This window comes from Gimesia algae (assembly GCF_007746795.1).
Classification (GTDB): Bacteria; Planctomycetota; Planctomycetia; order Planctomycetales; family Planctomycetaceae; genus Gimesia; species Gimesia algae.
Window position 1 is genome coordinate 5,180,349 of the sequence record NZ_CP036343.1, and the last position, 12,125, is coordinate 5,192,473.

Genomic DNA, 12,125 nt, shown 5'->3' on the forward strand with positions numbered 1-12,125 from the left:
GTCCGTTCATGAAGCTCTGTCTTTTTTCAGTCAGTTATGCCGGTTTCTGGGGACAGCATGCCTTGAGCTTGAACGAATTCATCGCGCAGTCGGCAAAACTGGGCTACGATTCCGTGATGCTCATGGGAAAACGCCCCCACCTGGCCCCCCTTGATACTTCTCCTCAATTGATTGAGTCCATCAAAGGGGCACTCGAACAGCATCAGATCAAATGTGCGATCATCGGCGGTTACACTGATTTCGCAGGCTCTGCTGCAACGGAAGTTCCCCTGATTGAATTACAGATTCAATATGTCCAGCAGCTCGCGCAAATCGCCAGCCAGCTCGGCGCCTCTACGGTTCGCATCTTTACCGCCTATGATTCTCCCCGGCAAACACCACAGGCTCTCTGGAACCAGACTGTGACTGCTCTACAGGAATGCTGTGACCGGGCAGCGGAATATGATGTCACCGTCGCAGTTCAGAATCATCATGATGTCGGCGTCCATTCCGATGCCCTGCTCGAACTCCTGTTTGATATCGACCGCCCCAACTGCAAACTGGGCTTCGATGCCTGGTCCCCTGCACTTCGCGGCGAAAACCTGTTCGACGCCGCGCGTAAAATGGCACCCCACACCGCGATCACGACTAACGCCGACTACATCAAACTCCCCCGCTTTGCTTATCAGCCCGAGTTCATCAACTACCAGCGACAGGAGCCAGATCTGGTCCGTGCGGTCAAATTTGGCACGGGTTTCATCGATTACTCCGCTTTCTTCCATGGTTTGAAAGAAGGCGGCTTCAAAGGCATCGCGACCTACGAAATGTGTTCTCCCCTCCGCGGAGGAGGCAGCCTTGATAATCTCAACGCATACGCCAGCGAATATTTGACCTGGATGAAAACACATCTGCTCTGAATAATTCTGCACTCACTTCTGTCTGGGAAGAAACTTACTTAACTTTTCCACGACCTTCGGCTTCGACTGTGCCAGATTCTCAACCGGGTCTGGTGATATTGAAATATCATACAGCTCCACTTTGGTTGGCTTCTCCTGTTTCATGCTCGCCGTCATTCGATACTGCTGTGTGCGCACACTCACTGCTTCGTTCCAGTAACTGAGCGCCGCTTGGCGAATCTCCGTCTTTTCTCCGGTCAAAATCGGTTTCAGACTCTTTCCATCCAGAGGATACTCTGTCTTGCGAAATGCAGGTTGACACAAATCAATCAGCGTCGGATAGATATCCACAGTCTCCACCAGAGCCGCCGACTTCAAGCCTGCTTTCGATACGCCGGGCGCGCGGATCATTAACGTACTCTTCAACGCCCGTTCCAATGGCGCATGTTTGGCCCACAACGCGGAATCTCCCAAGAACCAGCCATGATCGCCCCACACAACAACGATCGTATTCTCGCGCAGCCCCAACTCATCCAAAGCCGTTAAGACTTTTCCCACCTGTCGATCGGTATAGCGTACACACGCCAGATATCCCCGTCGCACATTTTCCCGAGCCGCGCGCGCCAGAGGTCGCGTTTTCTCAGACTCCATATCATAATTGTAAAACTCGCCACTTTTATGCCAGTACGCCGACTCCGGTTTCTCCGGGTGAGGGGCCGGCGGAATGTCTACACTCTCAAATGCCTCCCAGTCCTGTCTGGGCGCAACGAATGGTAAATGCGGTTTGAAGAATCCCAGTCCCAGGAAAAAGGGGTTGTCGCCCTGTTTGTATTCTCGCAGTTTCTCAATCGCCTGTTTCGCCAGCAGACCATCGGGCAACTCTTCATCCCGTTCGACTTTGAATTCCATCAGGTCCCGGATTCCGCTGCCATCTTCCCGACTGCGTCCATTCGCATACGCAAAAAAGATTCCCCACCCCCGCTTCCAGGAACCAAAGGGCGTCGCCAGTTCATCCCACGCATGAGGCAGTTCGTCGCGACCATCTCCTTTCCCGTTATATTCGAATACGCGACCGTCCGCCGTATGCGAGATCTTTCCGATACATGTTGTCCGGTAACCACTCCGTCGAAACAGTTCCGGCATCGTCTGCGCCCCGGCTGTCTGTTTCGCAGACAAGGCAGAGGCCCCCTGGTAAAATGCCTTGTTATTGCGCGTCACTCCTGAATTCTGAGGACTCCGCCCCGTCAGCAACGCATAGCGGGAAGCACCGCAAGTCGGAACCTGCACAAAATGATTCGTAAACAGGACTCCTTCCGACGCCAGTTGATCCAGCGACGGACTCTGCACATAAGGCAGACCGTAGCACCCCAGTTCCGTCCGTAAATCATCAATGGCAATCAACAGCACATTCGGCTGCGACTTCCCGGGAGATTCCGTGGCAGAAATCCTGCTCACCTCCACCAGCGAACATGCAACAAAAACAAGACAGCAGACAGTGATACGAATCCACATTATTGAATAACATCTCCAAAAAGGATGTACGAAACGATCTCAACTTGACACAATATAATTATAACAGACTGGAACACTATTTTCCTTAGAACTGCAGATCACTTTTTCCGGAAGCGTACTCTCATGAGCAGTGATTCCGAATTCGTTCAGAGCGATAACAACTTCGTTACTGCCAGACAGACGATGATCGAGGAGCAGCTTCGCCAGAGGGATATCGCTGATCCCCGCGTGCTGGATGCCATCGGACGCGTGCCCCGTGAGTACTTCGTTTCCCCCGAATCACAGCGTTTTGCCTACAATGATTCCGCGCTCCCCATCGACTGTCACCAGACAATCTCGCAGCCCTACACCGTCGCCTTCATGTGTGCAGCAGCGCAACTGACCGGGACGGAAACCGTCCTCGAAATCGGTACGGGCTCAGGGTACGGCGCCGCCGTCCTCTCACACCTCGCACGTGAAGTCCATACCGTAGAGCGTATTCCCGAACTCGCCATCCAGGCCACCGAGCGACTGCAGCGACTCGGGTATGACAATGTCCACGTCTACACCGATGATGGTACTCTCGGCCTGCCCCAGGCGGCCCCCTTCGATGCCATCATCGTCACCGCCGCAGCAGAGCAACTGCCCGAACCCTATCAGGAGCAGCTTAACGAGAAGGGTAGAATCATCATCCCCCTCGGCTCCGATTCAACCGGACAGCGCATGTACCGTTTCACACTCCGCAACGGAAAACTCTTAGAGGAAGTCCTGGGAGCCTTCGTCTTCGTTCCGTTGATCGGTAAATTCGGCCACCGTCCTGAATAATCGGCGACTCACTACCGGATTTTAACGGGCGGCTTCTGCCCCTTCGGAATCAACGTAATATATTTACGGTCTTTCATTCGCTGGTCAAAATCCGCCTTGGCTTCCGTCACTATTTCGGGGTTCTCCATCAACTCAACTGTCGTTGCTGCCAGCGCCTGAGCCGCATAAAGAATTCCCTTCTCACCGATCGAAGAACCGATACAGGCCACATTCTGCCAGCTGTGACCAGGGTTCCCCGCTGCAAAACAGGTCGTCCGCAATCCCCCCGTCGGAATATGCCAGCTGATATCCCCTACATCAGTAGATCCTTTAGAAGATGTCTTCGATTCGAGCAATGTATGCACCCGACTGTCAATCGCCACTGGAAACTGTTGACCGAATTCTTCAATCAAAGGCTGCTGAATCCGGCGGGCAAACGCTTTCTCTTCTTCAGAAAATTCAGGCGGGCCAATCGTCATCAAATTTCCGTGAATCACTTCCGACAAGGGGGTATTCGGAATCAACTCGTGGTTATCCGTATCAACCTGCACCGCCAGTTTCGTCCGCGTCATCAACGCCGCGCCTTTGGCAATATCCACGACCCATTTATAATTACGTTCCAGATCCTCATGTGTATTCGCCCGCACATAATACCAGACGGTCGCTTTCGCCGGCACCACATTCGGCTGACCACCGCCATCGATAATCACGTAATGCATCCGCGCGTCTTCTTTCACATGCTCACGCATATAATTCACACCGGTATTCATCAGCTCCACGGCATCCAGCGCACTCACGCCACTCTCGGGACTGACCGAAGCATGCGCCGGCAGACCGGTAAAAGTGAACTTCACCGACACCAGCGCCTTTGAACTTCCCAGATGCACATTGGTGTTGTTCGAAGGATGCCAGTGCAGACAGATATCCAGATCCTTAAACTGCCCGTCCAGCAACATGTATACTTTTCCAAGTCCCGTCTCCTCTGCCGGCGTGCCATACAGACGCACGGTTCCCTTCAACTGATGCTTGTCAATCGTCTCCTTCACTGCCAGCGCTGCGCCCAGAGCCGCTGTCCCTAATCCACTGTGACCACAGGCGTGACCCGCGCCCCCCTCTGTCTGCGATTCACGAAAAGGAACGGTCTTCTGAGAGAGCCCGGGCAACGCATCATATTCCGCCAGAATCCCGATCACGGGTTTTCCGCTTCCATAACTCGCCACAAATGCGGTCGGCATATCTGCCACACCGCTCTTCACAGTAAACCCGTCCTGCTTCAGTTTCTCAATCAGCAGTTGAGCGGACTGATTTTCCTGCAGGCCAACCTCAGCGTAATTCCAGATCGACTGATTCACCGCTTTCAGATCTTCCGCCCGCTGCATGATCTCATCCACAGCCGTCTGTTGAGGTGCACTCAGCTTCTCGGCCGCTTTCTCTTCTGCCTGAACCAGGCTGACCAGCAGAAACACACTCAGCACACACCCGACAGATCTCACAAAGTTCGCTCGCATCATGTTCTTTCTCTCCGATATCGGAATGCATTATTGAGAATGGATCAGTTCAGACTACCAAAGCCTGCGCAGGTTGTCATCTCTTTTCCCTGTTCAGTTTCTTTTTAAACAGTTCATCGGGAACCACTGAAAGAAGTTGACTTGACTCCGTCGCGCAGCCACAGAAACTTTCCAGCTATGCGTCGCGCGCATAGCACGTTTTTCATCGCAGTGCACAGCCTGAACCAGGAGAAATCTGATAACTGAATTCTCGGCTTTATCCACTTGAAAATCACCTGTATCTGTCGCATGACTGCAGATCCTTTCATCGCTTATCGGTCCCGCTTTCTGCACGTTTTCTGCAGTCTGATACCACTTTTGCCCCTTGACTCCACCAGTCCCGCGTCAATCCGGCGCAGAACCGATAACTGCTGTTGACCTGCCCGTGCCGACCTGCATGATCTTCTACTTCACACCGTCTGTAATTCCTGTTTGAGATCGGAGACAAAAACATGACGACAACTCCCCCTAAAGCCAGAAAACGTCTTTCCAGCGAACGGCGTCATCAACTGCTCGAGGCGGTCAAAATGTTACTCGGCCTGCACAGACACCCGTCTGATATCAAACGGGCCATCAGCAAAGAGTATCAGATCTCTCCCCGTTCAGTCGAACGCTATATTACCCGTGCCCGCCGGGAAATGGTCGAGAGCCTGACCATCCCCTTTGAACAGCTGCTTGCCCAGTCATACCAGTATTATCTGTATAAACTCCAGTATGGGAATCTTTCCGAACGCGAACAGATCCGCTGCCGCGAACGCATGGATAAACTTCTCGGACTGGGCGGCACCTCCCAGAGCCGTGTGAGACGCTGGACACACAACCTGACTCCGGAAAAAATCCAGAATATGTCAGACGAAGAACTCAACGCCACACGAGAAGTGGTACTCAAAGATTATTACCGAAGTAGAGGGGAATCATACCCCAGACGCACCAGGGACAATACATGAAAAATGAGCACGATAACAATTGGTTCAGATGAGTCTCACAGATTCTTCTTGCATCCAAGATCAGGAGTCGGCAAGATTAAACCAGGCAACCATGTCTCCCGTCTACTCGGTTCAGAAAGAAAGTTCTTTCCATGCGCACAATGCCTCTCATCTGCCTGGTGCTCTCTCTCAGCCTGCTGACACGGACTTCACCTGCAGCCGCCACGAATGACTATTTCCTTCCGGGCGATGCTTTCTTTCCCTCAAAACTCTTTCTGAAAAATCTGAAAGAACAGGAGCAGAACCCCGAACCTGTATTTAACTATAACTATATCTGCGAATACGCCTTCTGTGGTTACGCCGGCTATTCTCAACTCAAGCTGGACAAACAGAATTCAGAACTGGCACAGAATATCCGGAAAGCCTACTCTTATATTCGTCAGAGACAGCCGATCAGACTCATTCCCAAAAAAATCGTCAAGAACCCCGGAACAAAACAGGGGCTCCCGAATCTGGAGAATTTCAATGAGATCAACAGCCTGAGCATTTTCTTTTACAATGAAGACCACGACTGGCAGCGTTGGAAAATTGCCATCAAGTATAATGAAAACTGGCGCGAGGAAATGAAAAAATTCGTCAACGCTGGTTCATATTGTGCCTTCGTCAAAACCCCCGCTGCGCTCAATCATTCTCAGGAACAGGGGAAAAATGTCCCGCCCCTGAATGTTCAACTGCCTGAAGCGGAAATTAAAACAGGCAAGCCCGTCGATTCCCCGCTGACCCCCAAAGGCCCGCTGAAGGCTCTGATCCTCTACGATGATGACTATAAACAGTATTACGATATGAGAAACGGCAAACGGCTTCTTGAAGTCACCAACCAGGGCATCACCGAATACGTCATCCACCGCAAAGCATGGAAGAAACTCAGGCAAATCAACTGAGACAATAATCCAAACTGCCTGGCTATATTCAAACCAGTTTCAAGCTGTTAACGGGAGGCCATTACCTACCCGAATCGCAGCAGAAGTTGGGGTAGGCCCGAATGTAATTCGAGCCGAGCGCAGCGAGCACGAAACTGACAGCCCAAGTATGCGATTCAGAAAGCCCTGTCTTACCGCATACCAGCATCGCACCACGACCACTTTTCGTGAATTTCGTATTTTTCGTGGTAGATCCATTTCGAGCGTTTGGTGGTTGCCTAATTCAGCACAATGCCGTCATACCGCAGCACATATTCGCGGCTGAACACTTCCGGCTCAAGTTTCATTCCCTGCTTGCGATCTCGCTCTGCCTTCTCTTCCTCGCCCTGAAAATGGTAAGCCAGCCAGCGGTGGAAGTAACCTTCCCAGTTGGCAGGGTCCAGTTCAATCGCCCGGGAATAGTCCTCGATCGCCAGCTCCGCTTTTTCATCACTCCAGCGGATCAGCCCCCGGTGCACGTAGATCGAAGCCAGCCGCTCGGAATCATAGCCGCGCTCCTTCTCCGCCACCTTAATCGCCGCCGTCAGATCATCCTCGGCAGAAGCATACCGCCCCACGCCCATGTAAAGCAGTGCCCGGGCAAATCGCACATTCGCATCGTTGGGATTATCGTCCAGGGCCACATTGAATGTCGCCTGCTTTGTCTCAAATTCATAGACACCGTCCTGCGGCGTAAAGTCAGCCAGCGGGCGATAGAGCTCCGGCTTGGTCATCGGAACCGGAATACAGGCAGCGAGACCGCACAACAGTAGCACACCACACGCGAGCAGGCGGAAAGACAGTTTCAGCATCACAGAACATCCTTGTTCGACCGTTCTAACCAGACAGCATGCACACAAACCTTTTATCAGCAATATGTTACAGCATCTCCATGTCCGGCCGGCATCAGGCAGCAGTAACCCCCTCCGCGCGTAATGTAGACCACAACCCCCTCTTCCTGCAAGACGGTTCATATTCTGGTCACTTTCCGGCTGGAATCCGGCCAACAGATCGACGACAATCAGTCTGAACAAACTGACTCATTCACAGGAAATACAACAGATCGAAGTTTTCCCATGTGTCTCCAGCCACAACCAACACCCCAGTTCATTATCGGTTGTCGCAACCTCCGTTGTTGCTGGATGATCTGTTTCTGTCTGTTAAGCCTGACTTCCTGTAGCCGGCAAAAACCAGCCCCCCGGCAGACAAAATCCTCCACACCGGTAACTCCCAAGAGCTCTCAACCTGCTACCCCCCGGATCATGCGCATTGACCTGGCTGAAAATTCTTATTGGAAGCGGGAAGACAAACTTCAGAAAATTACACAAACCACAGAGCCCATCTGCATCGATCTGACCTGGTCTGAAATCGGCGATGATCTTCTGGACGAATTGAACGGCAAACCTAATCTGCAGGAACTGATCCTGTTCGGATCAGATATCACCGACGAAAAACTACGGAAACTTGGGGAATTACCAAACCTGCAGTTACTGAATCTGGGAGGCTGTCACGTCACTCTGGAAGGCATTCTCCAACTCAGCTCATCACGAAATCTGAAACAACTCCATGTGCCTGATGTCCAACCCCGCCTCGACGATCAGGCCGTCGCACGGTTCATTGAAACATGGCCGCATCTGGAATCACTCGGCGTGGGAAGCAGTGATCTGACCGATGCCGGACTTTCACAGATCGGAAAATTGAAACAACTGCAATGGTTAAACATTTCCCGCACTCAAGTCACTGGCTCAGGTCTGAGTTCACTGACAGACCTCCCGCACCTCAAGACCTTGCACGCCAACGACACCCACGTCTCTGATCCAGCAATGATTCATATCGGAAAAATGACAAATATGGAGAAGCTCATTTTAAATGGCACCGATGTTTCCGATCGAGGATTTCAAGAAGTTCAGAATTTAAAGAAACTGTATTGCATTTGCTTTGTGGGCAGCAGAGTCAGCGATCGGGGTCTGAAATACCTCAAACCGCTCAAAGCCATTGAATTTATCGGGGCCGGCGACAATGCCAGCCCGGAAGCCCTGCAGAAGCTGGAAGAAATATTACCGTTTTATAAAAAGAATGGCTGACCTGAAACGGAACTCTAAGTCCAGTTTATCCCTCTCTCTTTTTCTTCCCCTAGTTCTTCCCAACTCTATAAGTGAGAGATCAGTCTGATGAACCCAAGGTTAACATCAGGTGATCAATCAATGAATTTACTGCAAGTCGGGCGGACTGCCATTGAACACCTGACGATCGGTGGATAGCGTATCGACATTATCCTCACACTTTGCAGAACCGCTTCATTTTTAAAAAAGCGATCACTCGTTTTCGTTTTTTTTCTCATACACGGTTCTAATGAACAAGGAACACACGATGCGAAAAGATCCCTGCTGCTGCTTTGCCCGGTCTCCCCGTCATGCATTTACCTTGATCGAATTATTGGTCGTCATTGCCATTATCGCGATCCTTGTCGCTTTGCTGCTTCCGGCAGTTCAGCAGGCACGGGAAGCCGCCCGACGGTCATCCTGCAAAAATAATCTAAAGCAACTCGCACTCGCATTACAAAACTACCATTCGACCTATGATGTTTTCCCCCCCGGTAGTGCAAACGGTGCCGGCGATAACCCAAACGGAGCCCATGGATCAGGGGCTGTCGCCATCGGAGGTTCCTGGATCCTGATGATCCTGGCTAATCTTGAGCAGTCTGCCATGTTCGACGATTTCATGACCATCGCCAATGAACGCAACGAAGTACAGGACTGGCTGGGTAATGGAACCTATACCTCACAGGGCATGGAGGTCGGCAGTAAACCTTACAACGCCATGTTGTGTCCATCACATCCGGTGAATCGAGAACAGTTTGGCAACGGAACCGGTCTGGAACATCTGGGCCGGGGAAATTATGCGGCCAACTACGGGAAAGCCGGATATGGGCGTGTGCATACCAATGATGCTAAAATTGGTGGCATCTTCGGGAATAATTCCAGTATCTCCATCCGAGATATTAAAGACGGTACTACCAACACTCTGGCTTTAAGCGAACTGAAGTTTCGACTGCAAAGTTCCTCCGGCCCTTCCAGCCAGGATACTCGAGGTACCTGGCCATACGGAGTGATGGGTGCGAATATTTTCAGCACTCAGACCGGCCCTAACAGCACCACTCCGGACGGAATCTGGGGCTGTCGCAGTTACCCCGATGAAGGAATGCCCTGTATCCAGATCGGGTCACCTTATACCGAAATGTATTCCGCTGCACGCAGCTATCATGCCGGTGGAGTTCAGGGAGCCATGGCCGATGGTTCGGTAAGATTTTTCTCAGATAATATCGACATGACACTCTGGCAGGCGTTGAGCACACGTGGCGGACGGGAAGTCATCGAAAACTTTTAAAGGGATTTTTCCATCGTCTTCTTAAGGCAGTATTGAAAACAGGACCATTCAATACTGCCTGTTTACCTTTTCAGTTTCTACTGAGTCATTCTTATCGTGAACTCAGTTTGAATCCGATTCAGCATGAAGCAATATCATGATATTCCAGAATCCTCACTTCATCCAGATTTGTCTGCTGCTCAGTCTTGCTTCCACCCTGACTGGCTGCGGTAACGACGGTAATGTACCCGTTTTTCCCACAAGTGGCGTAGTGCTCTATGATGGAAAGCCGATGGCCGGAGGCGGGGCCATTTCATTTGTCCCGCTTTCCCCTCAAAAAGGCAAGGCCGCTGGCGGGACCATTAATGAAGACGGTTCATTCGTGATGTCTACGTACGGCGAAGGAGATGGTTCCGCCGCCGGTGAATTCCGGGTTACAATTTACCAGTCCACTTCACAGGAACCGGATACCGAATCCATGCCCGTTGACGGACAAGCGGAAGGGACAAAAGTCACAGAGCCGATTCAAATTGTGGAAAAAGAAGACATCATCCCGCCCGTCTATTCAGATGCAACCAAATCACCGGTCAAAGTACAAATCGATCCGAACGGGAACAACGAGTCATTGAAAATCGAACTCAAGCGCATGTAATCATTGCGGTTCAAGTCCCCTAACCCTGGTGACCAAAACAGCGATCAGCTCAGAATCCCCTTAACCACGTGAGCCTCTTCGACGCCCGTCAGTTTGGCATCCAGACCGCGATAAGGGTAGGTCAGTCGCCGATGATCTATGCCCATGCAGTGCAGAATCGTCGCGTTCATATCGCGGATGTGAACCGGGTTCTCGACAATGTTGTAACAGAAGTCATCCGTTTTGCCGTATTCAAACCCCTGTTTAATTCCGCCGCCAGCCATCCAGATTGAGAAACAGCGGCCGTGATGGTCGCGGCCCGAACTCGGGCTCCCAATCTTGCCCTGGCTGTAAACGGTGCGTCCGAATTCGCCTCCCCAGATCACCAGTGTCTCATCCAACAGACCTCGCTGCTTCAGATCTTTGACCAGAGCCGCTGAAGGTTGATCCACGTCCAGGCACTGGTTCGGCAACTGGCTCTTCAGTGAAACGTGCTGATCCCAGCCGCGATGAAACAACTGCACGAATCGCACGCCTCGTTCGGTCATCCGCCGGGCCAGCAGACAATTCGCAGCGAAGCTGCCCGGCTTACGCGCTTCGGGGCCATACATTTCAAATGTCTTTTCGGTCTCGCTCGAAAGATCCATCAGTCCGGGCACCGAAGTCTGCATCCGGTAAGCCATCTCATACGAATTGATCCGCGCCTGAATTTCCGGATCGCCAATCGCTTCCGCCTGTCCCCGGTTCAGCGTGGCCAGATCGTCTAACAGTTTCCGTCGCTGTTTGCGATCAATGCCCGCAGGATTTGACAGGTACAATACCGGACTTGAACCGGGCCGCAGTTTGACTCCCTGGTGACTGGGAGGCAGAAAACCGGATCCCCACAGTCGGTCAAATAGAGGCTGACCGGGGTTTTTGCCGGTACCCTGCGACAGCATTACCATATAGGCGGGCATATTTTCGTTTTCACTACCCAGTCCATAACTCAGCCACGAACCCAGGCTGGCATACCCGATCTGCTGCGACCCCGTATTAATAAACGTAATCGCCGGATCGTGATTGATCGCTTCTGTATGCACCGACTTCACAATCGTAATGTCATCGGCAATCGTCTGTGTAAAAGGCAGTTTCTCGCTGATCCAGGTCTGATGCTGACCGCACTGCTTCATTTCCCAGAAGGGTGCCACGACCGGAAACGATTTCTGCCGCGCCGTCATCCCGGTCACTCGCTGTGTGCCCTTCACAGAATCAGGCAGATCCGATCCATGCAGTTTCTTCAAGACAGGCTTATAATCGAACAGATCGACGTGTGAAGGCCCCCCCGACTGAAACAGATAGATAATCCGCTTCGCTTTGGGCGCAATCTTCTTCACCCCCTCGGGGATCGTTGTCTCTGCCTGCGCACTCCCATTGAACAGCTCCGGCTGCAGCAGGCTCGCCAGCGCCGCACCACCGATGCCACGTGCCGAGCGACCGAGCAGCGTACGACGGGTTACATTGCGTTCATATTCAAAAACCGGATCCAT

11 protein-coding genes are annotated in these 12,125 nt (G+C 52.0%); 7 read left to right on the top strand and 4 right to left on the bottom strand.

Annotated elements, in window-relative coordinates; genetic code table 11:
- Positions 1-8 precede the first annotated feature (8 nt).
- The gene (locus Pan161_RS19260; RefSeq protein WP_145229905.1) at positions 9-896 is read left to right on the top strand and encodes a sugar phosphate isomerase/epimerase family protein; all 888 of its coding nucleotides are present in this window, start codon (positions 9-11) and stop codon (positions 894-896) included.
- Between the two features lie 12 nt (positions 897-908).
- On the opposite strand, the gene Pan161_RS19265 is transcribed toward Pan161_RS19260, so the two are convergent.
- Positions 909-2,330, bottom strand: a complete 1,422-nt coding sequence (locus Pan161_RS19265) for a sulfatase (protein WP_232103318.1) — start codon at positions 2,328-2,330, stop codon at positions 909-911.
- A gap of 180 nt (positions 2,331-2,510) precedes the next feature.
- Between Pan161_RS19265 and Pan161_RS19270 the strand changes: the two genes are divergently transcribed.
- On the top strand, positions 2,511-3,191 hold the full coding sequence (locus Pan161_RS19270; RefSeq protein WP_145229909.1) for a protein-L-isoaspartate(D-aspartate) O-methyltransferase: 681 nt from the start codon (positions 2,511-2,513) through the stop codon (positions 3,189-3,191).
- Positions 3,192-3,202: 11 nt separating this feature from the next.
- On the opposite strand, the gene Pan161_RS19275 is transcribed toward Pan161_RS19270, so the two are convergent.
- Positions 3,203-4,681: an amidohydrolase gene (locus Pan161_RS19275; protein ID WP_145229911.1), complete on the bottom strand. Its 1,479-nt coding sequence runs from the start codon at positions 4,679-4,681 to the stop codon at positions 3,203-3,205.
- Between the two features lie 488 nt (positions 4,682-5,169).
- Here Pan161_RS19275 and Pan161_RS19280 point away from each other — a divergent pair, with 488 nt between their 5' ends.
- Complete coding sequence (locus tag Pan161_RS19280; protein ID WP_145229914.1) at positions 5,170-5,664, top strand: hypothetical protein; 495 nt, start codon at positions 5,170-5,172, stop codon at positions 5,662-5,664.
- A gap of 131 nt (positions 5,665-5,795) precedes the next feature.
- The gene (locus Pan161_RS19285; protein WP_145229916.1) at positions 5,796-6,584 is read left to right on the top strand and encodes a hypothetical protein; all 789 of its coding nucleotides are present in this window, start codon (positions 5,796-5,798) and stop codon (positions 6,582-6,584) included.
- 257 nt (positions 6,585-6,841) lie between these two features.
- On the opposite strand, the gene Pan161_RS19290 is transcribed toward Pan161_RS19285, so the two are convergent.
- Positions 6,842-7,414 carry a tetratricopeptide repeat protein gene (locus Pan161_RS19290; protein ID WP_197995414.1) on the bottom strand — a complete coding sequence of 191 codons (573 nt, stop codon included), beginning with the start codon at positions 7,412-7,414 and terminating at the stop codon, positions 6,842-6,844.
- 330 nt (positions 7,415-7,744) lie between these two features.
- Here Pan161_RS19290 and Pan161_RS19295 point away from each other — a divergent pair, with 330 nt between their 5' ends.
- The 3 genes from Pan161_RS19295 (at position 7,745) to Pan161_RS19305 (ending at position 10,620) form a co-directional block, all read left to right on the top strand.
- Positions 7,745-8,686, top strand: a complete 942-nt coding sequence (locus Pan161_RS19295) for a hypothetical protein (RefSeq protein ID WP_197995415.1) — start codon at positions 7,745-7,747, stop codon at positions 8,684-8,686.
- Positions 8,687-8,972: 286 nt separating this feature from the next.
- Positions 8,973-9,989, top strand: a complete 1,017-nt coding sequence (locus Pan161_RS19300; protein WP_145229922.1) for a DUF1559 domain-containing protein — start codon at positions 8,973-8,975, stop codon at positions 9,987-9,989.
- A 136-nt stretch (positions 9,990-10,125) separates the two neighbouring features.
- The gene (locus tag Pan161_RS19305; protein WP_145229924.1) at positions 10,126-10,620 is read left to right on the top strand and encodes a hypothetical protein; all 495 of its coding nucleotides are present in this window, start codon (positions 10,126-10,128) and stop codon (positions 10,618-10,620) included.
- A 44-nt stretch (positions 10,621-10,664) separates the two neighbouring features.
- On the opposite strand, the gene Pan161_RS19310 is transcribed toward Pan161_RS19305, so the two are convergent.
- Positions 10,665-12,125, bottom strand: coding sequence for a DUF1501 domain-containing protein (locus Pan161_RS19310; RefSeq protein ID WP_145229925.1), 1,461 nt, complete (start codon positions 12,123-12,125; stop codon positions 10,665-10,667).

Bases quoted from the DNA above. Each gene is read 5' to 3' on its own strand.
- Pan161_RS19310 (WP_145229925.1), bottom strand. From the start codon at position 12,125: ATGGATCCGGTTTTTGAATATGAACGCAATGTAACCCGTCGTACGCTG.
- Pan161_RS19260 (WP_145229905.1), top strand. From the start codon at position 9: ATGAAGCTCTGTCTTTTTTCAGTCAGTTATGCCGGTTTCTGGGGACAG.
- Pan161_RS19290 (WP_197995414.1), bottom strand. From the start codon at position 7,414: ATGCTGAAACTGTCTTTCCGCCTGCTCGCGTGTGGTGTGCTACTGTTG.
- Pan161_RS19305 (WP_145229924.1), top strand. From the start codon at position 10,126: ATGATATTCCAGAATCCTCACTTCATCCAGATTTGTCTGCTGCTCAGT.
- Pan161_RS19280 (WP_145229914.1), top strand. From the start codon at position 5,170: ATGACGACAACTCCCCCTAAAGCCAGAAAACGTCTTTCCAGCGAACGG.
- Pan161_RS19275 (WP_145229911.1), bottom strand. From the start codon at position 4,681: ATGATGCGAGCGAACTTTGTGAGATCTGTCGGGTGTGTGCTGAGTGTG.
- Pan161_RS19285 (WP_145229916.1), top strand. From the start codon at position 5,796: ATGCGCACAATGCCTCTCATCTGCCTGGTGCTCTCTCTCAGCCTGCTG.
- Pan161_RS19295 (WP_197995415.1), top strand. From the start codon at position 7,745: ATGATCTGTTTCTGTCTGTTAAGCCTGACTTCCTGTAGCCGGCAAAAA.
- Pan161_RS19270 (WP_145229909.1), top strand. From the start codon at position 2,511: ATGAGCAGTGATTCCGAATTCGTTCAGAGCGATAACAACTTCGTTACT.
- Pan161_RS19300 (WP_145229922.1), top strand. From the start codon at position 8,973: ATGCGAAAAGATCCCTGCTGCTGCTTTGCCCGGTCTCCCCGTCATGCA.